At 70.9% G+C, this 23,960-nt stretch carries 20 protein-coding genes; 7 read left to right on the forward strand and 13 right to left on the reverse strand.

Annotated features, from left to right (window positions below):
• The first annotated feature begins 557 nt into the window (after positions 1-557).
• Entirely contained in the window at positions 558-1,559 is a 1,002-nt protein-coding gene (gene trpS / locus IEY95_RS25640) for a tryptophan--tRNA ligase (RefSeq protein ID WP_189188495.1), read from the forward strand.
• Between the two features lie 207 nt (positions 1,560-1,766).
• Here the strand turns inward: trpS and proC are convergent, their stop codons facing one another.
• The 3 genes from proC to IEY95_RS25655 all read right to left on the reverse strand — a co-directional run bounded on the left by proC (position 1,767) and on the right by IEY95_RS25655 (position 4,404).
• Positions 1,767-2,579: a pyrroline-5-carboxylate reductase gene (gene proC, locus IEY95_RS25645; protein ID WP_189188496.1), complete on the reverse strand. Its 813-nt coding sequence runs from the start codon at positions 2,577-2,579 to the stop codon at positions 1,767-1,769.
• 152 nt (positions 2,580-2,731) lie between these two features.
• Positions 2,732-3,538: an ABC transporter permease gene (locus IEY95_RS25650; RefSeq protein WP_373294544.1), complete on the reverse strand. Its 807-nt coding sequence runs from the start codon at positions 3,536-3,538 to the stop codon at positions 2,732-2,734.
• Positions 3,535-4,404: an ABC transporter ATP-binding protein gene (locus tag IEY95_RS25655; RefSeq protein ID WP_189188497.1), complete on the reverse strand. Its 870-nt coding sequence runs from the start codon at positions 4,402-4,404 to the stop codon at positions 3,535-3,537. The genes IEY95_RS25650 and IEY95_RS25655 overlap by 4 nt, the downstream gene beginning before the upstream one ends.
• Positions 4,405-4,702: 298 nt before the next feature.
• On the opposite strand from IEY95_RS25655, the gene IEY95_RS25660 reads away from it, so the two are divergent.
• Positions 4,703-6,124, forward strand: a complete 1,422-nt coding sequence (locus IEY95_RS25660) for a SulP family inorganic anion transporter (RefSeq protein ID WP_189188498.1) — start codon at positions 4,703-4,705, stop codon at positions 6,122-6,124.
• On the opposite strand, the gene IEY95_RS25665 is transcribed toward IEY95_RS25660, so the two are convergent.
• The 4 genes from IEY95_RS25665 to IEY95_RS25680 all read right to left on the reverse strand — a co-directional run bounded on the left by IEY95_RS25665 (position 6,088) and on the right by IEY95_RS25680 (position 8,433).
• Positions 6,088-6,879 (reverse strand): class I SAM-dependent methyltransferase, encoded by a 792-nt coding sequence (locus tag IEY95_RS25665; protein ID WP_189188499.1) that lies wholly within the window; start codon positions 6,877-6,879, stop codon positions 6,088-6,090. The genes IEY95_RS25660 and IEY95_RS25665 overlap by 37 nt on opposite strands.
• Before the next feature lie 317 nt (positions 6,880-7,196).
• Positions 7,197-7,697 (reverse strand): EamA/RhaT family transporter, encoded by a 501-nt coding sequence (locus tag IEY95_RS25670; protein ID WP_189188500.1) that lies wholly within the window; start codon positions 7,695-7,697, stop codon positions 7,197-7,199.
• Between the two features lie 51 nt (positions 7,698-7,748).
• Positions 7,749-8,036: a peptidase gene (locus IEY95_RS25675; protein WP_229703412.1), complete on the reverse strand. Its 288-nt coding sequence runs from the start codon at positions 8,034-8,036 to the stop codon at positions 7,749-7,751.
• 82 nt (positions 8,037-8,118) lie between these two features.
• Positions 8,119-8,433 (reverse strand): peptidase, encoded by a 315-nt coding sequence (locus tag IEY95_RS25680; RefSeq protein WP_373294555.1) that lies wholly within the window; start codon positions 8,431-8,433, stop codon positions 8,119-8,121.
• A gap of 141 nt (positions 8,434-8,574) precedes the next feature.
• Between IEY95_RS25680 and IEY95_RS25685 the strand changes: the two genes are divergently transcribed.
• Complete coding sequence (locus IEY95_RS25685) at positions 8,575-10,728, forward strand: serine/threonine-protein kinase (RefSeq protein WP_189188502.1); 2,154 nt, start codon at positions 8,575-8,577, stop codon at positions 10,726-10,728.
• Between the two features lie 55 nt (positions 10,729-10,783).
• Here the strand turns inward: IEY95_RS25685 and ilvD are convergent, their stop codons facing one another.
• From ilvD to IEY95_RS25705, 4 genes are all read right to left on the reverse strand, one after another.
• Positions 10,784-12,637 (reverse strand): dihydroxy-acid dehydratase, encoded by a 1,854-nt coding sequence (gene ilvD, locus IEY95_RS25690; RefSeq protein WP_189188503.1) that lies wholly within the window; start codon positions 12,635-12,637, stop codon positions 10,784-10,786.
• Positions 12,638-12,830: 193 nt separating this feature from the next.
• On the reverse strand, positions 12,831-13,448 hold the full coding sequence (locus tag IEY95_RS25695; protein ID WP_189188504.1) for a TetR/AcrR family transcriptional regulator: 618 nt from the start codon (positions 13,446-13,448) through the stop codon (positions 12,831-12,833).
• The gene (locus IEY95_RS25700) at positions 13,445-14,269 is read right to left on the reverse strand and encodes a sugar phosphate isomerase/epimerase family protein (protein ID WP_189188505.1); all 825 of its coding nucleotides are present in this window, start codon (positions 14,267-14,269) and stop codon (positions 13,445-13,447) included. The genes IEY95_RS25695 and IEY95_RS25700 overlap by 4 nt, the downstream gene beginning before the upstream one ends.
• A 408-nt stretch (positions 14,270-14,677) precedes the next feature.
• On the reverse strand, positions 14,678-15,610 hold the full coding sequence (locus tag IEY95_RS25705) for a Ppx/GppA family phosphatase (RefSeq protein WP_189188506.1): 933 nt from the start codon (positions 15,608-15,610) through the stop codon (positions 14,678-14,680).
• Between the two features lie 71 nt (positions 15,611-15,681).
• On the opposite strand from IEY95_RS25705, the gene IEY95_RS25710 reads away from it, so the two are divergent.
• Entirely contained in the window at positions 15,682-16,530 is an 849-nt protein-coding gene (locus tag IEY95_RS25710) for a DUF3109 family protein (RefSeq protein WP_189188507.1), read from the forward strand.
• Positions 16,531-16,653: 123 nt separating this feature from the next.
• Here the strand turns inward: IEY95_RS25710 and IEY95_RS25715 are convergent, their stop codons facing one another.
• Positions 16,654-18,501, reverse strand: coding sequence for a BACON domain-containing protein (locus IEY95_RS25715; protein ID WP_189188508.1), 1,848 nt, complete (start codon positions 18,499-18,501; stop codon positions 16,654-16,656).
• Between the two features lie 491 nt (positions 18,502-18,992).
• On the opposite strand from IEY95_RS25715, the gene radA reads away from it, so the two are divergent.
• Together radA and disA are read left to right on the forward strand one after the other, a co-directional pair.
• The gene (gene radA / locus IEY95_RS25720) at positions 18,993-20,402 is read left to right on the forward strand and encodes a DNA repair protein RadA (RefSeq protein WP_189188509.1); all 1,410 of its coding nucleotides are present in this window, start codon (positions 18,993-18,995) and stop codon (positions 20,400-20,402) included.
• Positions 20,403-20,470: 68 nt separating this feature from the next.
• On the forward strand, positions 20,471-21,595 hold the full coding sequence (gene disA, locus IEY95_RS25725; RefSeq protein WP_189188510.1) for a DNA integrity scanning diadenylate cyclase DisA: 1,125 nt from the start codon (positions 20,471-20,473) through the stop codon (positions 21,593-21,595).
• 260 nt (positions 21,596-21,855) lie between these two features.
• Here the strand turns inward: disA and IEY95_RS25730 are convergent, their stop codons facing one another.
• Positions 21,856-22,671 (reverse strand): hypothetical protein, encoded by an 816-nt coding sequence (locus tag IEY95_RS25730; protein ID WP_189188511.1) that lies wholly within the window; start codon positions 22,669-22,671, stop codon positions 21,856-21,858.
• Between the two features lie 340 nt (positions 22,672-23,011).
• Between IEY95_RS25730 and IEY95_RS25735 the strand changes: the two genes are divergently transcribed.
• Complete coding sequence (locus IEY95_RS25735; RefSeq protein ID WP_189188512.1) at positions 23,012-23,920, forward strand: HhH-GPD family protein; 909 nt, start codon at positions 23,012-23,014, stop codon at positions 23,918-23,920.
• Positions 23,921-23,960 lie beyond the last annotated feature (40 nt).

Genomic DNA, 23,960 nt, shown 5'->3' on the forward strand with positions numbered 1-23,960 from the left:
CTTTTTCCGATCCGATTTCCTCGGTGCTTTCCAGGTTTCCGCTTTTCGCGTTTCCCTTTCCGGCGGGTCCGACTCTATCAGATCCTTTCGGGCCTGACTCCCAGTCAGCGGGTTTGTCTTCGCGGCTGTTGGGCCGTTCCGACGAGTGAGACTTTAGCGGATTCCTGGCTCCCGAGCTAATCGGGGTGGCGTCCTTTCGAACGCGGATTCCTCATTTCGCAAACACGCATGAAAACGAGCCCACGACGGATCGTCGTTCGTTGAGTGCTTGTTGCGGAATGGCTGTCCGGGGACCGACCGGAGTCGACGCTCACGTCGGACAACTCGGAGAACAGTACGTAGCGGGCAGGGGTGTGTCAACTTCGCTCCGGGAACCGTCCCGGAGGCGTACTCTCCTCCCCATGACTACGCATACGTGCACCCAGCAGTGGTGGGCCGCCTGACGGCGGCCGTGCTCACGTATGTACTCAACGGCCGCCGCCTCGGCGGCCGTTTTTGTGTCTCCCTCCTGGAGAGCCGGCCGGTGGGCGCGGCGGCCTCGACCAGGAGGTGGAGAGATGACGCGGGTCTTCAGTGGGGTCAAGCCGACCGGGCATCTGACGCTGGGGAACTACCTGGGGGCCGTGCGGCGGTGGGCCGACGTCGATCAGCACCGGGCCGACGCCCTGTTCTGCATCGTCGATCTGCACGCGTTGACGGTGGACCACGATCCCGGGCGGGTGCGCAGGCTCAGTAGGCAGGCGGCGACGCTGTTGCTTGCGTCGGGGCTCGATCCGGAGCTGTGCACCGTGTTCGTACAGAGTCATGTGGACGAGCACGCGCGGCTGTCGTACCTGCTGGAGTGCGTCGCGACCGACGGGGAGATGCGGCGGATGATCCAGTACAAGGAGAAGGCCGCCCGCGAGCGGGATCGGGGCGGGAGTGTGCGGCTGTCGCTGCTGACCTATCCGGTGCTGATGGCGGCGGACATCCTGGCGTACGGGACAGATGAGGTGCCCGTCGGTGACGATCAGGCGCAGCATGTCGAGCTGACCCGGGATCTGGCGGTGCGGTTCAACCAGCGTTATGGGCACACGTTCGTGGTGCCTCGGGTCACGCGTCCGGAGGTGGCTGCGCGGGTCATGAATCTGCAGGAGCCGACGTCGAAGATGGGGAAGAGCGACGACGTCGGACCAGGGGTCGTCTATCTGCTCGACGAGCCGGATGTCGTGCGGAAGAAGATCATGCGGGCCGTGACGGACAGCGGGCGCGATGTCGAGTACGACCGGGTGGGGCGACCGGGGGTCTCGAATCTGCTGGAGATTCTCGCTGCCTGCGAGGGTGGGAACCCCGAAGCCTTGAGCGGTGTATATGAGTCGTACGGCGCTTTGAAGAAGGACACCGCAGAGGCCGTGGTCGAGCTCCTCAGGCCCGTACAGGAAAGGCACAAGCAGTTGTGCGCGGATCCTGCGTACGTGGAGGGGGTGTTGCGAGACGGTGCGGAGAAAGCCAAAGAGATGGCCAGGCCAAGGGTGGATGCGGCGTACAGGGCAATCGGTTTGCTCCCCGCGGCGGAATAGCTGACCGCCGTCCCGCAGCTCCGGCTGGACCGCCGTCCCGCTGCTCCGGCTGCTCCGGCTGCTGGGCTTTCGCCGCAGTCGCCGCTGTGGGCAATCGTCCCGCAGGCCGATGGGGGGCCGGTGGGCACGGCCTGGAGCGCCGGGGGCCCTATCAGCGAGGCTCAGTCCCGGCGCCGGGGGCAGCGCACCCCCAGTGCCGGGCACGGGTCAGCTGTTGTTGCCGGAGGCGAGCTGGCGGCTGCGGTCACGGGCGGCTTCCAGCGCGGCGATGAGCGCGGCACGCACCCCGTGGTTCTCCAGTTCGCGGATCGCGTTGATCGTGGTGCCCGCGGGGGACGTGACGTTCTCGCGGAGCTTCACGGGGTGCTCCCCGCTGTCGCGGAGCATCACGGCGGCGCCGATGGCGGACTGGACGATCAGGTCGTGCGCCTTGTCGCGGGGCAGGCCGAGCAGGATGCCCGCGTCCGTCATGGCCTCGACCAAGTAGAAGAAGTACGCCGGTCCCGAGCCGGAGAGGGCGGTGCAGGCGTCCTGCTGGGACTCGGGGACGCGGAGCGTCTTGCCGACGGCGCCGAAGATCTCCTCTGCGTGCGCGAGGTGCTCGGCGGTGGCGTGGCTGCCGGCGGAGATGACGGACATGGCCTCGTCGACGAGGGCGGGGGTGTTCGTCATGACACGGACGACTGGGGTGCCTGTGGCCAGGCGCTCCTCGAAGAAGGAGGTGGGGATGCCTGCCGCGCCGCTGATGACCAGGCGGTCGGTGGGGATGTGCGGGGCGAGTTCGTCGAGGAGGGTGCCCATGTCCTGCGGCTTGACGGTGAGGATCAGGGTGTCGGCGGCTTTCGCTGCCTCCGGGTTGGTGACCGGGGTGACTCCGTAGCGATCGTGGAGTTCCTTGGCTCGCTCGGGGCGGCGGGCGGTGACCAGGAGGTCGGTGGGGGCCCAGCCGGCTCGGATCATTCCGCTGAGCAGCGCTTCGCCGATCTTGCCGGTGCCTAGGACTGCGACTTTCTGGGTCATGGTGCGGGTGCCCTCCGAGGGGTGCGTCGTCCGGGGGCCATCCTCGCACCGGGGGTGCCGGTCGGGTGGGGCTGTCCGTTGGGCGGGACGCCTGACGGGTGCCGTCCGGGCGACGCGACTGCCCGCAGCTGCAGCTACGGGCGTCGGCTGCGTCATGCCGTTCGGCGCCTCAGTGTGGCTGCGCCCAAGGTCAGTACGAGGAGAGCGCAGCCCGCCACGATCAGTGCGTCGCGGACGAAGTCGGCTGTCATGTCGGTGTGTTTGAGGACTTCGTTCATGCCGTCGACGGCGTAGGACATGGGGAGGACGTCGGAGACGGCTTCGAGGGCGGGGTGCATGTTGGGGCGGGGGGTGAAGAGGCCGCAGAGGAGGAGTTGGGGGAAGATCACGGCCGGCATGAACTGGACCGCCTGGTATTCGGAGGCCGCGAAGGCCGAGACGAAGAGGCCGAGGGCGGTGCCGAGGAGCGCGTCGAGCAGGGCGACGAGCAGGAGCAGCCAGGGGGAGCCGACCACGTCCAGGCCAAGGAACCAGACCGCCAGGCCGGTGGCCAGGGCCGACTGGACGATGGCCAGGGCGCCGAAGGCCAGGGCGTAGCCGGCGATCAGGTCGCCCTTGCCGAGGGGCATGGCGAGGAGGCGTTCGAGGGTGCCCGAGGTGCGCTCGCGGAGGGTGGCGATCGAGGTCACCAGGAACATCGTGATCAGCGGGAAGATCCCGAGGAGGGAGGCGCCGATGGAGTCGAAGGTGAGCGGGCTGCCGTCGAACACGTAGCGGAGCAGTACGAGCATCACGCACGGGATGAGGATCATCAGCGCGATGGTGCGCGGGTCATGGCGGAGTTGGCGCAGCACGCGCGTCGCGGTGGCGGTGGTGCGGGAGAGGTTGAGGGCGCTCGGGCGTGACATCGGGGTCGCGGGCTTGCCTGTGCTGACGCTCGTGGGTGCGGTGGTGCTCATCGGACGGTCTCCTTGCGGGGGTGCTCACCAGACGTTGAGCCGGTGCCGGCCGCGTCGCCCGTTGCGGTCCGGTTGCCCGCCGCGATCGCCTCGTCGACCAGGTGGAGGAAGGCGGCTTCGACGGTGTCGGAGCCGGTGCGGTCACGCAGGGCGTCGGGGGTGTCGTCGGCGAGGATCTCGCCCTCGCGCATCAGGAGCAGGCGATGGCAGCGCTCGGCCTCGTCCATGACGTGGGAGGAGATCAGGAGAGTCGCCTGGCGCTCCGCGGCGATGGCGTGGAAGAGGTTCCACAGGTCGCGGCGCAGGACCGGGTCGAGGCCGACGGTGGGTTCGTCGAGGACCAGGAGCTCCGGGGTGCCGAGCAGGGCGACCGCGAGGGAGACGCGGCTGCGCTGGCCGCCGGAGAGGTTGCCGGCGAGGGAGTCGGCGTGGGAGGTGAGGTCGACATCGGCGACGGCCTGGGTGACGTTGGCGCGGCGGCGTTCGGCGGCGGCGCGGCCCGGGTCGAGGATCGCGGCGAAGTAGTCGAGGTTCTGGCGGACGGTCAGGTCGTCGTAGACGGAGGGGGCTTGGGTGACGTAGCCGATGCGGGAGCGGAGGGCCGCGTGACCGGCGGGGTGACCGAGGACTTCGAGTGTGCCGGCGACCTTGGCCTGGGTACCGACCGTGGAGCGCATCAGGGTCGATTTGCCGCAGCCGGAGGGGCCGAGCAGACCGGTGATCTGGCCGCGCGGTACGGCGAAGTCGAGGCCGCGCAGGACGGTGCGTGTGCCCCGTACGACGGTGAGGCCTTCGGCGCGGACGGCGGGCGACTGCGCGGGGTCGGGTGAACCCGCGGGGTCGGGTGGGCGCGCGTTTATAATCATCACTCGATGAATATTCCTCCCGCGGGGCGGGATGGTCAAGCCCCGTCGCGCCAGACGGCGCAGGCGCGCGTCGGCGTGATCGGAACGGGACGCTCCGGCGCGTAGCGGGGTGGCGCACTCCCGTCTTCACGCGGCGGTTACACGGAAGGGCTGCGCGATCAACTTCCGTTACCGACAATGGATTTCAGTGCGCGGTCCAGCACCCAAGTGGGTGTGCGCGTCGCGTCGTACGTCCGCCGTGCCCTCCCCCGGCCCGGCACCCACGCATCTCCCGCTCCCCATCGGAGGTGCCGTTGTCATGCGTAAAGCGGATCTGTTCGCGTCCCTCGTCGTGTTTCTCGTCGCGCTGCCCCTGTGCGTGGGGGTCGCCATGGCCTCCGGTGTGCCCGCCGAGTTGGGCCTGGTGACCGGGATCGTCGGCGGGCTGGTCGCCGGAATACTGCCCGGCAGCAGCCTGCAGGTCAGCGGGCCCGCGGCCGGGCTGACCGTGCTCGTGTACGAGGCGGTGCAGTCGTACGGCGTGCGGGCGCTGGGTGTGCTGGTGCTCGCGGCCGGACTGGTGCAGCTCGGGCTCGGGGTACTGCGGCTCGGGCGGTGGTTCCGGGCCGTGTCCGTGTCCGTGGTGCAAGGAATGCTCGCCGGCATCGGGCTCGTGCTGATCGCGGGTCAGGTGTACGCGATGGGCGACGCGACCGCGCCCGCGAGCGGGCTCGGGAAGATCGCCGGGCTGGTGTCGCTGCCCGGCGCCGCCGACCCGGTGGCGCTGGCGATCGGCGGCGCCACCGTGGTCGTACTCCTGCTGTGGCCGCGATGGCGGCGGGGGGCGCTTGTGGTGCCCGCGCCGCTGCTGGCGGTGGGGCTCGCGTCGGCCGTGACCGGGGTGTTCGAGCTGTCCGTGCGGCGGGTCGAGGTGCGCGGGCTGCTCGATGCCGTACGGCTCCCGTCCCCGAGTGATGTGGGGCGGCTCACGGAAGTGGGCGTGATCGGGACGGTGCTGGCGTTCGCGCTGATCGCGTCGGCCGAGTCCTTGTTCAGTGCGGCGGCCGTGGACCGGCTGCACCGGGGGCCGCGGACCGACTACGACCGGGAGTTGATCGCGCAGGGCGCGGGGAATGCCGTGTGCGGGGTGCTCGGGGCGCTGCCGATGACCGCGGTGATCGTGCGGAGTGCGGCGAATGTGCAGGCCGGGGCGCGGACGAAGGTGTCGCGTGTGCTGCACGGGGTGTGGTTACTGCTCTTCACGGCCGTGGTGCCCGGCGTCCTCGGACTGATTCCCGTGGCGGCGCTGGCGGGGCTGCTCGTGCACGCGGGCTGCAAGCTGGTGCCGGTACGGGAGTTGAGGCCGCTGTGGCGGGCGCATCGAGGGGAACTGGTGGTGCTCACCGTGACGGCGGTGGCGATCGTGGCCGGAAACCTGTTCGAGGGCGTGCTGGTCGGGCTGGCGCTGGCCGTGGCCAAGACCGCGTGGGAGATCAGTCACGTGCACATCGAGACCGAGGACCGGGGGGCCTCCGGAATGGTCGTACGGGTGGTCGGCAATGCGACCTTCCTACGGCTGCCCAAACTGCTGGACGCCTTGGAGGCGTTGCCGCACGACCGGGACGTACGACTGGAGTTGGGCGGGTTGCGGCATGTGGACCACGCCTGTGCGGCGGCCCTGGAGGGATGGGCCGCCGGGCGGGATCACGAACAGGTCGCCACCAGCAGGTCCACGACGTAGGTCTCCTCCACGATTCCGTCCGGGAAGGTCTGGAGGAGGTGACCCCTCTCCTCGGCGAAGAATTCCGCGGTGCGTTCCTCGCCGAGGACCAGGAACGCCGAGTGGCTGCCGATGTTGGCGAGGTGCGTGTCCACGGGGACGCGGCGGCTCCAGCGGACCTGGCGGCGGTCGAAGGCGAGTCGGCCGCTCGGGTCGGCGGCGAGGGTCGACGCGGCCCTTGCCCCGCTGCCGCTCTTTTCGACCACCTGGTCGATGCCGAGATAGCGCTCGGCGCGGTCGGCGGCCTCGACGATCCACGGGACGTCCAGGGCCTCGGTGTTCCACCAGAGCGCGAGGGCGCCGCCCGGGCGCAGAACGCGCAAGGCCTCCGGCACGGAGCGGGCCGTGTCGGTCCAGTGCCAGGACTGGGCATAGGTGAGGAAGTCGGCGGAGGCGGTGGCGACGGGGAGGGCGTTGCCGTCGCCCCGGACGATCGGGATGTGGGGGTGAGCGCGACGGAATTCGGCGGTCATGCCGTCGCCGGGTTCGACGGCGAGGACATCCGCGCCCCTTTCGCGGAGGAGGGCGGTCGCGATGCCGGTGCCCGCACCTACGTCGATGACCTTCGCTCCGGTGAGGGGGCGGGCCGCGAGGGCTTCGATCGCGTCGAGGAGGGCGGGTGGGTACGAGGGGCGGTTTGCGGCGTATTGGGCTGCTGCGGAGTTGAAGGAGTGAGCTCGGGTGGGGGTGGCGGGCTGGGGTGGGGGTGTCGTCATGCCGTCATGGTGACGGGTGGGCCGGGGGCGGAGGTAGGGGGTTTTCGCCCCCTCCGCCCCTACCCGGCGCGTACCTGAGGGCCGCGCCCCGAGCCCCCGTTGTCGCGCCGACGCGCCCGTCCTCGAACGCCGGACGGGCCCTAGGTCCTGTCGTCAAATTCCCGTCGTCCGCCCGGAGGGCGGGCCCTGCGGCGTCAGGTGCGTGCTCTCGGCGTGCCGGGCACAGGCCCTCGTACTGGATGTACTTGGGTCTGTGCCCGGTGCGGCGAGAGTGCGTGCATGGCGTCGCGGGGCAGACGGGAATTTGACGACAGGGCCTAGGAGCGGCGGCCTCGCTTGCGGGACGGGTTGCCGGTGCGGCGCTTGGTGCGGCGCTCGTACTGCTCTCGTGCCGTCTGGTACTCCGCGCGGTGGAGTTTCTCGCCCGGGGCCTCGGTGAGGGAGCGGAAGAAGTAGGCGAGGAGTGAGCCGATGAACCCGATGGCCAGAAGTCCGCGCAGGGAGGCCTGGCGGTCGGGGTCGGGGCGCTTGCCGAACGCGTCCCAGGTGTGGCGGAACGCGAGGGCGCTGCAGACCGCGAACATCACCACGACCAGGACGGTCACGGGCTTGCCCACGTCCGCGATCGCCAGGCCCTGGTAGGCGAAGCGGAGGACGAAGCAGGCGGCCACCGCGGCCGCCAGGGCGCCCACGGCGACGCCGATACGGCGACCCGTGTAGCCGCCGTCGTGCTCCACCCAGGTCGTCCCGAAGAAACGCAGGGGTTCGGGCTGGGGCCCCGCGGGGGTACCGGTTGCGGTCTCGGTCTCGTCGCTCACTCGACGATTATCGCTCCGGTGGGTGTCGTGGGGCCTTCGCCGGGGCCTCGGTCAAGCGGAACACTTCGGGGCTACGTAGCCGTCGCTCCCCGTGTTCACGTACGCGTCCGCCACGAACTGCCCGTTGGAGATGTTGTCCCAGATGTTCGACGTACCGTACGGACCGGTGACCGTCTCCCCCGGGGCCTGGCAGTAGATGGGGACCCTTGAACCCGCCGGCAGGATGCGGACGATGCTGAAGTGCGCACCCGGGCCGCTCCGCACATTCAGGTTGACACCCGGTGCGATCGGGTACGTGCGCAGCGCGGCCGATGCCTGGGATCCGGCCCCCGCCACCATAAGGAGCGCAGCTGCGAGCCCTCCGACCAGCATGCCCCGTCTGCCCGACATCTTCTTCACGGCGCTTCCCCTCCCCTTGTCCTCACGAGCAGCGCGGCGCGACGTAGCCGTCGCTGCCCGTCTTCACGTACACGTCCGCCACGAACTGCGCGTTGGCGATGTTGTCCCAGATGTTCGACGTACCGTACGGACCGCTGACGGACTCCCCCGGGCACTGGCAGCGGATCGGGATGCTCGAGCCCGCCGGCAGAGTGCGGACGACCCGGTAGTGCGTGCCCGGGCCGCTGCGGACGTTGACGCTGTAACCCGGTGCGATCGGGTACGTGCGCGTCACTTCCGCGCTCAGCGGCTCCGCGCCGGCCGTCTCCCCCGCACCCGTGATCTCTACGTCTTCCATGGCCATCCTGGCCTCCCCCGTTGAATGGTTCACGCCAAATTCATGCTGAGCGCCGAGGCTAGCAAGCCATCGAGGTTTCGCACGAAGCATCGACTAGGCTCTGCGCGTCGCGCACGCGGACGAACCACACGGGGGTGAGTGATGCCGCCACAGCGCAGCACCGATACGGACCCGGAAGCGGAACATCCGCGCTACGCCGGGCAGTACCTGCTGGAGGCGGAACTCGGCTCCGGTGGCATGGGCATCGTGCATCTGGCACGGTCCGCCTCCGGGTTGCGGCTCGCCGTCAAAGTCGTGCACACCGAGTTTTCCCAAGACCCCGAGTTCCGGGGGCGGTTCAAGCAGGAAGTCGCGGCCGCCCGGCGCGTCAGCGGTGCCTTCACCGCGCCCGTCGTGGACGCCGATCCCGAGGCCGACCACCCATGGATGGCAACGCTGTTCATCCCCGGCCCGACCCTCGCCGAGCACGTGAAGCGGAATGGTGCGCTGGCGCCCGCTCGGCTGCGCCATCTCATGGCGGGTCTCGCCGAGGCCCTGCGGGACATTCATCGGGCCGGGGTCGTACATCGAGATCTCAAACCCAGCAACGTCCTGCTGGCCGGCGACGGGCCGAAAGTCATCGACTTCGGTATCTCGCGGCCTTCCGACAGTGAATTGCGGACGGAGACAGGGAAGTTGATCGGCACTCCGCCGTTCATGGCTCCCGAACAATTCCGCAGGCCACGGCAGGTCGGTCCGGCCGCCGATGTCTTCGCGCTGGGCTCGGTGATCGTGCACGCGGCCACCGGGAGCGGGCCCTTCGACTCCGACAGCCCCTATCTCGTCGCATATCAAGTCGTCCATGACGAGCCGGACTTGACAGGCGTACCGGAGGATTTGGTCGACCTGGTCTCCCGCTGTCTCGCCAAGGAGCCCGAGGACCGGCCCACGCCGGACGAGCTGATGACGGCGCTGCGGTCGGTTTCGGCCTCGTACGACACCCAGGCGTTCATACCCGAACAGCGCACCCCGAGTGGGGAGTCGGCACGGTCCGGGAAAGGGAATGCTCCGGAGCCGAAGCGCGAGCGCCCGGATCAGAAGGACGACCGCACTCATTCGGGTGCCAGGAAGCTTCCCGGTCGGCGGCGGTGGCTTCCCGCTGCCATCGCCACCGCCGTGCTCGCCGTCGCAGCCGGCGCCTTCGTCTTCCTCGGCGAGTCGGAGACACCGGCCCCGGAGAAACCGGCCGGACAGCGGACGCAAAGCAGCTTCCGGCCCTGGGAGGCCGAGCTGACTGCCGACGGTGTCAAGGCCGATGGCCAGCCGCAGTGCACATACGCGCCCCACGAGTTGTACTGCATCCGACCTGGCGTGCTGGCCGCCGCGGTCGATGCCACGCACGGCAAGGTGCTGTGGTCACGGGGCGACCCTGGGTGGCAGCCCACCGACGTGACCCAGCCGCCGGTGCTCTCCGGCGGGCTCCTGCACGTCCTCAGCCGGGGTGGAGAGCGGCTGACGGCGCTGGATCCCGCCACGGGCACGACCCGTTGGAGCCACAACGTCACTCGCTACCAGGGCCGCATCGCCTACGCCGGCGGCATCATCCTGCTCACCGGCCCCGACTCCAAGGTCACCGCACTGGACGCGGCAACCGGCGAAGAGAAATGGCAACACACCATCCCGGGGCAGTCGTTGCCGAACTTCTCCTCGTACGAGGACGGAGTCGCCTACGCGGTGACATCGGCCGGGCACGAGACCCGAGTGGCCGAGGTGGACCCGGTGACCGGTGCGATGCGCTGGCAGCGGGTCTTGGACGGGGCACTGACCCCCGTCGGGGCTCATGACGGCGTGGTCTGGTTCATGTCGACGGCCACCGACACCTACACGAGCGCCGTCGTGCGATACGACGTCGCCGACCGCAAGGTCAGCCGCATCGCGCTGCGCTATCCGCTGCCCGGGGCGCAGGCCGTCGTACAGGGGAACACGGCGTATCTGCTGGCCGACGGCGGCGCGCTGGTGGCCGTGAACACCAAGACGTCGGCCCAGCTCTGGCGGGTGGAGACATCCGTCAGCTGGGCCTCGGCCCCCGTCGTGGTCGGACACCGCCTCTACCTCACTGCCGTGGACGGACGGCTCCTCGCCATCGACACCGCCCACGGCACCCTGCTCGGCCAGACGAAGGCCCGCCTGGGTGACCAGCGGGGCTCGCTGGTCAACGTCCTCCCCGCTCCACTCCCCGCCAACGGCAAGATCTACTCAACCGCCCCCGACGGCTCCCTCTTCGCAGTGGACGCCCGCGACCCCTCGGCCTGGTGAGACGGAAGAACGGAAAGGGGGCCGCTCCCGAAGGAGCGGCCCCCGGCCCAAGGCGTCAGCCCAGCTTCGAGACGTCCCGCACCGCGCCCTTGTCCGCGCTCGTGGCCATCGCGGCGTAGGCACGCAGCGCGGCCGTGACCTTGCGCTCGCGGTTGGCCGGGGCGTAGACGCCGTTGAGGGCGTCCCGGCGTGCGGTCAGCTCCTCGTCCGACACGAGCAGTTCGATCGACCGGTTGGGGATGTCGATGCGGATGCGATCGCCGTCCTGGACCAGGGCGATGGTGCCGCCGGAGGCCGCCTCGGGGGAGGCGTGGCCGATGGACAGGCCGGAGGTGCCGCCGGAGAAGCGGCCGTCGGTGATCAGGGCGCAGGTCTTGCCGAGGCCGCGGCCCTTGAGGAAGGAGGTCGGGTAGAGCATCTCCTGCATACCCGGGCCGCCCTTGGGGCCCTCGTAGCGGATGACCACGACGTCGCCGTCCGTGACCTGCTTGTTGAGGATCTTCTCGACGGCTTCTTCCTGCGACTCGCAGACGACCGCCGGGCCCTCGAAGGTCCAGATCGACTCGTCGACGCCGGCCGTCTTCACGACGCAGCCGTCGACCGCCAGGTTGCCCTTCAGGACCGCCAGGCCGCCGTCCTTGGAGTACGCGTGCTCGGCGGAGCGGATGCAGCCGTTCTCGGCGTCCTCGTCGAGGGCCTCCCAGCGCTCGGACTGGGAGAAGGCCTCGGCGGAGCGGACGCAGCCGGGGGCGGCGTGCCACAGCTCGATCGCCTCGGGGGACGGGGAGCCGGCGCGCACGTCCCACGTCTTCAGCCAGTCGGAGAGGGACGGGCTGTGGACCGAGTGGACGTCCTCGTTGAGCAGGCCGGCGCGGTGCAGTTCGCCGAGCAGGGCCGGGATGCCGCCCGCGCGGTGCACGTCTTCCATGTAGTACGTGCGGTCCTTCGCGACGTTCGGGGCGACCTTGGCGAGGCACGGCACGCGGCGCGAGACCTCGTTGATCTCGTCCAGGCCGAAGGGGACGCCCGCCTCCTGGGCGGCGGCCAGCAGGTGAAGGATCGTGTTGGTGGAGCCGCCCATCGCGATGTCGAGGGCCATGGCGTTCTCGAACGCGGCGTGCGTGGCGATGTTGCGGGGCAGGACCGACTCGTCGTCCTGGTCGTAGTAGCGGCGCGTGATGTCGACGACCGTGCGGGCCGCGTCCTCGTACAGGCCCTTGCGGGCCGTGTGCGTGGCGAGGACCGAGCCGTTGCCGGGGAGGGACAGGCCGATCGCCTCGGTCAGGCAGTTCATCGAGTTGGCGGTGAACATGCCGGAGCAGGAGCCGCAGGTCGGACAGGCGTTCTCCTCGATACGGAGGATGTCCTCGTCCGAGATCTTGTCGTTCACGGCGTCGGAGATCGCGTCGACCAGGTCGAGGGTGCGGACCGTGCCGTCGACCAGGGTCGCGCGGCCGGACTCCATGGGGCCGCCGGAGACGAAGACCGTCGGGATGTTCAGGCGCAGGGCCGCCATCAGCATGCCGGGGGTGATCTTGTCGCAGTTCGAGATGCAGATCAGGGCGTCGGCGCAGTGGGCCTCGACCATGTACTCGACCGAGTCCGCGATCAGGTCACGGGAGGGCAGGGAGTACAGCATGCCGCCGTGGCCCATCGCGATGCCGTCGTCGACCGCGATCGTGTTGAACTCGCGCGCGATGCCCCCGGCCGCCGTGATCGCCTCGCTGACGATGCGGCCGACCGGCTGCAGGTGGGTGTGGCCCGGCACGAACTCCGTGAAGGAGTTGGCGACCGCGATGATCGGCTTCCGTCCGATGTCCGCGCCCGGTACACCGGAGGCGCGCATAAGGGCGCGTGCGCCCGCCATGTTGCGGCCGTGGGTGACTGTGCGGGACCTCAGCTCGGGCATCGTCGCTCGCTCCTTCGGGGAGGCATGAGGAGAGTTATGGCTGATGTCGAGCGTACGCCCGTGCTCCACGATCCGGACAGGCCGTCCGGAATACGGGACGGACGTCTCGGTCAGCGGCCACCGTCACACGGCATACGCCCTTGTCAGCGGCTTTCCGGTGAAACCGCTGTCCGCTGCAGGTGTGCCCGGTCGCTCACGGGTTCGTCAGGTGTCCCTGTACGACCGGGGCGACCCGCCCGATGATCCGCTCCGGCTCCGCCGAAGCCAGCGGTTCCACCTTGATCACATACCGCAGCATCGCGACCCCGACGAGCTGGGCGGCGGCCAGCTCCGCGCGCAGTTCGGCGTCCGGAAGGTCGAGCCGGCCGGCGATGCGGCGCAGCAGCTGGGTGGCGATGAGACGGCGGAAGACGGCGGCAGCGGTCTCGTTGTTCACGGCGGAGCGGACGATCGCCAGGAGCGGCGTACGGGTCGCCGGGTTCTCCCAGATGCCGAAGATGAAGCGGGTCAGGCGCTCGCCGACACCGTCGAGGGGACCCTCCTCGACCGCGGCCGGGGCGGCCAGGGCGGGGGCGAAGGCCACCTCGATGGCCGCCTCGAAGACCTGCTCCTTGGTGCCGAAGTAGTGGTGCACGAGCGCGGAGTCCACTCCGGCGGCCTTGGCGATGCCGCGGACCGACGTCTTCTCGTAGCCGCGCTCGGAGAACTCCTCGCGGGCCGCCTCCAGGATGCGGTCACGGGTGGCGGGGGCCGCCTCCGTCTCCGTACGGGAAGGGCGTCCCCGGCCTCGGCGAGGGGCGGCGTCCGTCACCGGCGCGGCACCTTCACCGCGGAGGCGAGGTGGAGCCGGGTGAAGGCCAGCGCCTCCGCCAGGTCGGCCTCGCGCTCGGCGCTCGACATCGCGCGGCGGGTGTTGACCTCGATGACGACGTGGCCGTCGAAGCCGGAGAGCGCGAGGCGCTCCAGGAGCTCGGCGCAGGGCTGGGTGCCGCGGCCCGGGACCAGGTGCTCGTCCTTGTTGGAGCCGTTGCCGTCGGCGAGGTGGACGTGGCCGAGGCGGTCGCCCATGCGGTCGATCATGTGCAGGGCGTCGGTGCGGGCGGTCGAGGTGTGGCTGAGGTCGACGGTGAAGTGACGGTAGTCGTCCTTCGTCACGTCCCAGTCGGGGGCGTACGCGAGCATCTCGCGGTCGCGGTAGCGCCAGGGGTACATGTTCTCGACGGCGAACCGTACGTCCGTCTCGTTCGCCATCCGCCAGATCCCGCTGACGAAGTCGCGGGCGTACTGGCGCTGCCAGCGGAACGGGGGGTGGACGACCACGGTCGACGCGCCGAGCTTCTCCGCCGCCGCCCGGGCGCGCTGGAGCTTGACCCACGGGTCGGTGGACCAGACGCGCTGGGTGATCAGCAGACAGGGGGCGTGGACGGCGAGGATCGGGACCTCGTGATAGTCGCTGAGTCTGCGCAGTGCCTCGATGTCCTGGCTGACCGGGTCGGTCCACACCATGACCTCGACACCGTCGTAGCCGAGGCGCGCGGCGATCTCGAAGGCCGTCGCCGTCGACTCCGGGTACACGGAGGCCGTGGACAGCGCGACCTTCGCATCCGGGATGCGCACCACTGGTTCTGCCACGAGGGACAGAGTACGGGTTGCGTCCGGCGGTTGGCCGTGGGTGGCGGGCGTTGGCCGGGGGTTGTCGGTGGCCCCCGGCCTGGGAGGGACGGGTCGGCTTTCCGCAGGCCTGGAGCGGGCCGGCCCACGGCCGGGCGCCTCTTCGCCGTTGCGAGGTTTCCCTGTGCGCGAGTGCGGGTGGTGTGGGGATGGTCACGCCCGCCCGCGCGGTGGAGCCGCGTGATGTGGCAGCCCCGCCCCCCGGCGGAGCCGCGTTGATCTCACAGACCCGCGCCCTCGGCGGGGCGCGGGTCTGACCCCCTGCCTTAGGGGGTTTCTGATGGGTCTCCGTGGAAGAAGGAGCGGCGTTCGGTGCGTGCTCGCGGCGTGCCGGGTGTCGCGACGCCGCGGAGATCCATCAGAAGCCCCCTAGTCCGATGCCATGTGGTCCAGGCGCCGCAGGATGACGCCCTCCCGCAGCGCCCACGGGCAGATCTCCACGCTCTCCACGCCGAAGAGGTCCATCGCGCCCTCGGCCACGAGGGCACCGGCCAGGAGCTGGCCCGAGCGGCTCGGGGAGACACCGGGGAGTGCGGCGCGCTCCTCGGCGGTCATCGAAGTGAGGCGGGGGACCCAGTCCTCGAGGGAGCGGCGCTTGAGCTCGCGCTGGACGTACAGGCCATCCGTGGAGCGCGCGGCGCCGGCGATGCGGGCGAGCGCCTTGAAGGTCTTGGAGGTGGCGACCACGTGGTCGGGGGCGCCGAAGCGGCTGAACTCGCCGACCGTCCGTGCGATCTGCGCCCGCACATGGCGGCGCAGCGCCTTGACGTCGGCGGGGTCGGACGGATCGCTGGGGAGCCAGCCCGCGGTCAGCCGTCCGGCGCCGAGCGGCAGCGACACGGCCGCGTCCGGCTCCTCGTCTATGCCGTACGCGATCTCCAGGGAGCCGCCGCCGATGTCGAGGACGAGTAGCTTGCCCGCGGACCAGCCGAACCAGCGGCGGGCGGCCAGGAAGGTGAGCCGGGCCTCCTCCTCACCGGTGAGGACCTGGAGCTCGACACCGGTCTCGGCGTGCACCCGGGCCAGTACGTCATCGGCGTTGCTGGCCTCGCGCACGGCGGAGGTCGCGAACGGCAGCAGGGCCTCGACGCCCTTGTCCTCGGCGGCCTCCAGCGCGTCCTGGACCGTTTCGGCCAGTTTCTCGACGCCTTCGGGGCCGATCGCCCCCGTACCGTCGAGGAGTTGGGCAAGCCGCAATTCGGCCTTGTGCGAATGCGCGGGAAGCGGGCGTGCGCCGGGGTGAGCGTCCACCACCAGCAGATGCACCGTGTTCGAACCCACGTCGAGGACACCGAGTCTCATATACGGAACGCTACTGCGCTTACGGCGATCGACCGTCCCCGGAGCGGGCTGAAGCGACTTACCCTGGACGGGTGCCAAAGACGAAAAAGGCGAAGCCCGACAAATCGGCCAAGGGTTCCGCGCAGGCGACGGCCACCAAGTCCAAGAAGTCCCCGAAGAAGACGTCCGTGTCCGACGAGAAGGGGCTCGACTTCGCTCGCGCATGGGTGGAATTTCCGGATCCGGCCGATGACGAGCAGGTCTTCCGGTGCGATCTGACATGGCTGACCTCTCGCTGGAACTGCATCTTCGGAAGCGGCTGCCAGGGCATCCAGGCGGGCCGCGCCGACGACGGCTGCTGCACGCTGGGCGCCCATTTCTCGGACGAGGACGACGAGAAGCGGGTGGCCGAGCACGTGGCGAGGCTCACGCCGGAGATCTGGCAGCACCATGACGTGGGCGTGGCGACCGGCTGGGTCTCCGAAGACGAGGACGGCGACCGCCAGACCCGCCCCTACCAGGGCTCGTGCATCTTTCAGAACCGTCCCGGCTTCGCGGGCGGCGCGGGCTGCTCCCTGCACATCCTGGCGTTGCGTGAAGGCCGCGAGCCCCTTGAGACCAAGCCGGACGTCTGCTGGCAGCTGCCCGTGCGCCGGACGTACGAGTGGATCGACCGGCCCGACGACACCCGGGTGCTCCAGGTCTCCATCGGCGAGTACGACCGCCGCGGCTGGGGTCCCGGGGGCCACGACCTGCACTGGTGGTGCACGTCGGCGACCTCCGCGCACGGCGCGGGCGACCCGGTGTACGTCTCGTACCGCCCGGAGCTGATCGAGTTGATGGGCAAGAAGGGGTACGACCGCCTGGTCGAGCTCTGCGAGGAACGGCTGGCCTCGCAGCTGCCGCTGCTGGCACCGCATCCGGCGGATCCGGTGGCCTGACCTCTCCTGGTCCCACATCTTCCGGCCGACACGGTCCACCCTTTTCCGGCCGACACGGTCCACCGGCCGACACGGTCCCTGCCGGCGCTGCCCGGTCCACCGCTCTGCGACGCTTTGTCGGCGCTACGAGGACGGGCTCGGGTCGCCGCTGCCGCTGGGCGGTGGCGTCGAACCGCCCGGCTCGGAGGGGGCCGAGTCCGTGGGGGTGGGCTGGGGGTCGGACGGGGTCGGATCGCTGGGCGTCGGTGTCGGGTCGCTGGGCGTCGGTGTCGGGTCGCTCGGGGTGGGGTCGGGGTCGGAGGGGGTCGGGTCGGGGCCGTGGCCGCCGGGGTCGTGGCTGCCCGGGTCGGACGGGCCCGCGTTCCCGTACCCGTCGATCGTGACGACGGCGCCCGCCGGTGCGATCGAGAGTCGTGCGCTCCAGGGGCCCACCGGCTCGCGAAGATGATCGACGTACACCTTGATCGTCAACGACTCGCCGGGTTCGAGGGTTCCCGAGGACTGGCTCAGGTAGAGCCAGGAGGCTCCGGTGTGCGCGTCCCAGTGCACGGGTGAACTGCCGGACGCGGTCAGCCTGACGAGGGTCGTGTCGCCGCTGTTGCCCGCCGCCACGGAGAGGTGTCCGGCGCCCGGTTCCGAGGTGCTTCCGGGGGTGCTGACGACCTCCACGGAGACGTCGGGCGAGCGGCTGCCCTTGGTGAAGCGGGCATCGGGTTTCGTGCTGGCGTTGCCGGCGTTCTCGTAGCCGCCCGCCTGCTCGCTGTTGATGCCGTCGGGGCTGTGCGCCTCGCTCGCGGTGACCGGGCGGTCGTCGGTGCCCTCGCCGGTGAGGGGTGCGCCGCGGTAGGCCGCCCAGAGGGCGAGCACGGGTGCGGCGATGACGGTGGCGACGACGGTTGTCGTGACGGCACGTGCGCGGAACCGGTCCCTGCGCGCGGCGTGGTCCTTGGGGTCCATCGGGAAACCGCGCCGGTCGAAGCGCGGAGCACTGCCCCGCGCGCGGGGGGCATGCGTCATCGCGACGTGCAGGGCGGTGCGCGGGGCCTCCAGGACGGGGAGCGCGGCGGGCGTGACGCTGGTGCCGGGCCAGGCTCCGGGGACCGCGCGCTCGGCGGTGCGGCGGCAGCGCGGGCAGTCGTCGACGTGCCGGACCAGCTCACGGCGCAGGGCGGAGCTCAGGACGAGCTGGTTGTCGCCGGTGAGGCGGGCGACGCTCGGGCAGCTGCCGGTCTCTACGACGGCGAGCGCGGCGCGGGTGCGTTCGACCTCGCAGGCGGCGGAGGCGAGCAGCTCGCGCGCGAGGACCAGGTCCATGCCGAGGACGGCGGCGACCTCGTGACCGGCGAGCTGGTGGCGCACGGCGAGTTCGAGCGCCTCGCGCTGCTCGGGGGTGGTGCCGGCGGCCTCCGGCCAGGCCAGCAGGGCGAGTTCGCGTCGGCGTTGCGCCTGGGTTTCTTCGGAGACGGAGGCGCTCAGCGCCTCCGCCGCACGCCGGTCGGCGGCGCCGTTGTGAGCGTGTTTGGAGGCACCTTTGGAGGCGCCTTTGGAGGCACCTTTGGAGGCGCCTTTGGAGGCACCTTTGGGGTCGCTCTTGCGGGTCGCACGCCTGCCGGAGGCGTGCGCCGCCTGGTGCCTGCGCCGGGCCTCGGTGAGTTTGCGCAGACAGGACCAGCGGGCCAGCGCGTACAGCCAGGCCCTGCGGTCGTCCGCGGACTCGGGGCCGCGCGGGCTCCGTCGCTCGGCCAGCGCGAGGGCGTCCCCGAGGGCGGCGGTGGCCGCGTCGTGGTCGCACAGCACGGACAGGCAGTAGGTGAACAAGCCGTCCAGATAGGGCTCGTAGCGCGCGGGAGGGCGCTGAGCCATGGTGCGGGTGTGCGCGCCACGGGGCGCGGTGGCCCGCTTGCGCGCGTCTCCGTGCGCCCGGTGTGCGCCGGTGGTGTGCGTGGAGGTCTCCGTACTGCTGCTCATCACCTGTGCGACCGTAGGCGCCCAGGGGTGGCCCCTTCTTCCCCCTTGAGCACATTTAATCCGTACGGGTGAAACGATCCCTCATAAGGGGACACGAACCTCCGATTCCGTGGCCCAGACCATTACGGGCGGCGATGGCAGGCCATGGCAGATGGCCTGCCGGACACGATCGCGCGGGGCTTGCCGAGGGCCCGGCCGCCGCGATGAGTTCCGCCCCCACCGGAGCCTCCAGGGCATGGCCCCGCGACCCGACGTCGTCCGCCTCGTCGCCGACGGGATCGAGTCGCCCGGGGTCGCACCACTGTGGCCGCCGTGTCCATGCGTGCCGCTCCTGGCTGCACGCATGGACACAGCCGCTGGACACAGCCGCGACAGCCCCGGGCCCTGCACTTCCGGAGCGGCTCCCCCGGAGCGGCTCCCCCGGAGCGACCCTCGAAGAGCGGCCTCACAGGCGTGGCTCCGCACTGTCAGTGCCCTCGGCTACGGTTCCGTGCATGGCTGCCCGTACGAAAACCGCGAAGGACCGACCGTCCTACCGCTGCACGGAGTGCGGCTGGCAGACGGCCAAGTGGCTCGGCCGCTGCCCCGAGTGCCAGGCATGGGGCACGGTCGAGGAGTACGGCGCCCCCGCGGTGCGGACCACGACGCCCGGCCGCGTCACCACGTCCGCGGTGCCCATCGGCCAGGTCGACGGCCGCCAGGCCACGGCGCGCACGACCGGCGTGCCCGAGCTGGACCGCGTCCTGGGCGGCGGGCTGGTCCCCGGCGCGGTCGTCCTGCTCGCGGGCGAGCCCGGCGTCGGCAAGTCCACGCTCCTCCTCGACGTGGCGGCGAAAGCGGCGAGCGACGAGCACCGCACGTTGTACGTGACGGGTGAGGAGTCGGCGAGCCAGGTCCGGCTCCGAGCCGACCGCATCAAGGCGATCGACGACCACCTCTATCTTGCCGCGGAGACCGATCTGGCCGCCGTCCTCGGCCACCTGGACGCGGTGAAGCCGTCTCTGCTGATCCTGGACTCGGTCCAGACGGTGGCCTCCCCGGAGATCGACGGCGCACCCGGTGGCATGGCGCAGGTCCGCGAAGTGGCGGGCGCACTGATCCGCGCGTCCAAGGAGCGCGGCATGTCCACGCTCCTCGTGGGCCATGTCACAAAGGACGGCGCGATCGCGGGCCCACGGCTCCTCGAACACCTGGTGGACGTCGTTCTGCACTTCGAGGGCGACCGGCACGCACGCCTCAGGCTCGTACGAGGGGTCAAGAACCGGTACGGGACGACGGACGAGGTCGGCTGCTTCGAGCTGCACGACGAGGGCATCACAGGCCTGGCCGACCCGAGCGGCCTGTTCCTGACCCGCCGTGCCGAGCCGGTCCCCGGCACCTGCCTGACCGTGACGCTGGAAGGCCGCCGCCCACTGGTCGCCGAAGTCCAGGCCCTCACCGTCGACTCGCAGATCCCCTCCCCCCGCCGCACCACATCCGGCCTGGAGACCTCCCGCGTCTCGATGATGCTCGCCGTCCTGGAGCAGCGGGGCCGGATCAGCGCCCTCGGAAAGCGGGACATCTATTCCGCGACGGTCGGCGGCGTGAAGCTCTCCGAGCCCGCGGCGGACCTCGCGATCGCGCTCGCCCTCGCGTCCGCGGCGAGTGACACCCCACTCCCCAAGAACCTCGTCGCGATCGGCGAAGTGGGGCTCGCGGGCGAGGTCAGACGGGTCACGGGCGTCCAGCGCAGGCTGGCCGAGGCGCACCGTCTGGGCTTCACGCACGCCCTCGTACCGACCGACCCGGGCAAGATCCCGCCCGGTATGAAGGTCCTGGAAGTCGCCGACATGGGCGACGCGCTGCGAGTCCTTCCGCGCTCCCGTCGGAGAGAGGCCCCACGGGAGGACGAGGACCGCCGGTAGACTTTGCCCTGGTCTCGCCCGTCCGTACGAACCGAGGGCGACCGGAAACCTGCGACCGGAGGAGTGCAGTGGCAGCCAACGACCGGGCAGCAGCTCCCGGAAAGTCCGGTGGGAGCCCCGGTGCCGATGGCCTGATGCGCGCCTCACTGAGCGCCGTGGCACCCGGCACGGCGCTGCGCGACGGGCTTGAGCGGATTCTCCGCGGCAACACGGGCGGACTCATCGTGCTCGGCTCCGACAAGACCGTCGAAGCGATGTGTACGGGCGGATTCGTCCTGGACGTCGAGTTCACCGCGACCCGCCTGCGTGAGCTGTGCAAGCTCGACGGCGGCATCGTGCTCGACAAGGACATCACCAAGATCCTGCGGGCGGGCGTGCAGCTGGTGCCCGACCCGACGATCCCGACGGAGGAGACGGGCACGCGGCACCGCACCGCGGACCGGGTGAGCAAGCAGGTCGGCTTCCCGGTGGTGTCCGTGTCCCAGTCGATGCGCCTGATCGCCCTGTACGTGGACGGTCAGCGCCGCGTCCTGGAGGACTCCGCCGCGATCCTCTCCCGTGCCAACCAGGCCCTCGCGACCCTGGAGCGCTACAAGCTCCGCCTCGACGAGGTCGCGGGGACGCTGTCGGCGCTGGAGATCGAGGACCTGGTCACCGTCCGGGACGTCTCGGCGGTCGCCCAGCGCCTGGAGATGGTGCGGCGCATCGCCACCGAGATCGCCGAGTATGTGGTCGAACTGGGCACCGACGGGCGCCTTCTCGCCCTCCAGCTGGACGAGTTGATCGCAGGCGTCGAGCCCGAGCGGGAACTCGTGGTCCGTGACTATGTGCCCGAGCCGACCGCCAAGCGCTCCCGCACGGTCGACGAGGCACTGTCCGAGCTGGACGCGCTCAGCCACGCGGAGCTCCTCGAACTCCCCACCGTGGCAAGGGCGTTGGGTTACACGGGCTCCCCCGAGGCCCTCGACTCGGCCGTCTCCCCGCGCGGGTTCCGCCTGCTCGCCAAGGTGCCCCGACTGCCCGGGGCGATCATCGACCGGCTCGTGGAGCACTTCGGCGGGCTGCAGAAGCTGCTCGCCGCGAGCGTGGACGACCTGCAGACGGTCGACGGGGTGGGCGAGGCGCGGGCGCGCAGTGTCCGCGAGGGGCTGTCGCGGCTGGCGGAGTCGTCGATTCTGGAGCGGTACGTCTGAGCCGGTGACGGGGCGGCCGGGGGCGCGAGCCCTCGCCGCCCTTCAGCGCCCCCCTCAGCGCCCGCGGCCCTGCGGCACCCAACCCTTTGCCCGGCGCCCTCGGCCCTACGGCACTCAACCCTTTGCCCGGCGCCCTCGGCCCTACGGCGCTCAACCCCTTGCTCAGCGCCCGCGGTCCTACGGCGCTCAGCCCCTTAACTCGGCGCTCTCGGCCCCGCAGCCCTCAGCCCCTTAACTCGGCGCCCCCAGCCCCGCAGCCCTCAGTCCTTGGACAGTACGAACGACGTCTGGGCCTTCGTCAGCCCCGGCGCCTTCGCCTCCACCAAGTACGTACCGGCGGACGCCGAACCGGCCGGAGGCGTGGCGCACTCGGGGGCACTGCCCTTGCGGTCCCACTCCACCGTGTAGGTCACCTGCCCCTCGGCCGGTACGCGGAAGAGGAGGCTGCCGACGCTCTTCGGGCAGTCGTCCGAGGACCAGATGTCGCTGTCGCTGCCCGCCTGAGTGATCGTCAGCACGGTGTTCTTCGGGCCGAGATCGACCTTGCAGGCGCTGCCGGAGGAGTTCTTGGCGATGAGCTCGAACGTGGGCTTCGCGTCGGGGGCGTACGTGTTGTGCACGCTGCGCAGGGTCAACTTGACCGCGTCGGCAGCGCAGTTGGGGAGACTGGACCCGGCGGGAACCTGCTCCCCCGCCGCTCCACCGCCGTTGGCCCCGTCGTCGGACCCACCACTGGACGCGCCGCCGCTGCCGCTGGAACCCCCGGAATCGGATCCCGACCCGTCCCCGGTTCCGCTTCCGCCGCTTCCGCCGCTGCTGTCGCTGCCGCTCGACTCGTCGCGGCCGCCCGGGTGTTGGCTGATCGCGGGGCCGGAGCCGGAAGGGCCCGGAGTGATCGAGGGCGCGGGATTCTTGCCCTTGGAGTCATCGGCGTTGTTCTTGCCGCCCCCTCCGCCGGAGCCGACCACCCACACGACGAGCAGCGCCAACAGGGCGACCACAGACAGCAGAACGGCCCTCCGACGCCAGTAGATGGTGGAGGGAAGCGGCCCGACCGGATTGCGCAGAGATCCCACGGCGCAAACTGTACGAGAGATCCGCCCCGGCGCTTGCCCCACCCGCCGCCCCGACTTCAACTTTTCCGGATCATCATCCCGACGCCAGGGGGTTGTTCGCCCCCTCCGCCCCTACCCGTGCCTTCACCGGGGCCGCGCCGCAGGGCCCCCTCGGTTGTTCTTCGGGCGCGGGTGGGTGGGGGCTTGTCACGCAGTTCCCCGCGCCCCTGACGGGGCGCTCCTGGAACCCCAGGGCCTTGGTCACGGGACGGATGCGGAGGAAGAGGGCGAAAAACCACCCCGCCCGTACCCGGCGTCGAGCGCGCACCCCCAACCCCCGCATGGCAGGATCGACTACGCCATGACTGCACCCACCAAGCCCACCCAAAACGCCCCCGGCGAGCCCCTGCACACCCCCGTCATCGCCTGGTTCGAGGAGCATGCCCGCGACCTTCCGTGGCGGCGCCCGGACGCCGGCCCCTGGGGAGTGATGGTCAGCGAGTTCATGCTGCAGCAGACCCCGGTGAACCGCGTCCTGCCCGTGTACGAGCAGTGGCTGGCCCGCTGGCCCCGCCCCGCCGACCTGGCGAAGGAAGCGCCGGGCGAGGCCGTCCGCGCCTGGGGCCGGCTCGGCTACCCCCGGCGCGCGCTGCGCCTGCACGGCGCGGCGGTGGCCATAACGGAGCGGCACGGCGGCGACGTACCCACGGCGCACGCCCAGCTGCTCGCGCTGCCCGGGATCGGGGAGTACACGGCCGCGGCGGTGGCGTCGTTCGCGTACGGACAGCGGCACGCCGTGCTCGACACGAATGTCAGAAGGGTCTTCGCGCGCGCCGTCACCGGCGTGCAGTACCCGCCGAACGCCACCACCGCCGCCGAACGCAAGCTCGCCCGCGCGCTGCTCCCCGAGAGCGAGCGCACGGCCTCCCGCTGGGCCGCCGCGTCCATGGAACTCGGCGCGCTCGTCTGCACGGCGAAGAACGAGACCTGCGACCGCTGCCCGATCGCCGCGCAGTGCGCGTGGCGGCTGGCGGGCAAGCCGGAGCACAAGGGTCCGCCGAGGCGCGGACAGACGTACGCGGGCACGGACCGACAGGTTCGCGGGAAGCTCCTCGCCGTCCTCAGGGAGGCGGTCACGCCCGTTCCGCAGACCGCCCTGGATCGCGTATGGCACGAACCGGTACAACGGGCCCGCGCGCTCGACGGTCTCGTCGCCGACGGACTCGTGGAACCGCTCCAGGGCGGTCTGTATCGGCTGCCGTTGACATAGCAGTGGAGACGATCCGCGGAGCAAAAGCGGATCAAACAGG

The organism is Streptomyces albiflavescens, assembly GCF_014645835.1.
GTDB lineage: Bacteria > Actinomycetota > Actinomycetes > Streptomycetales > Streptomycetaceae > Streptomyces > Streptomyces albiflavescens.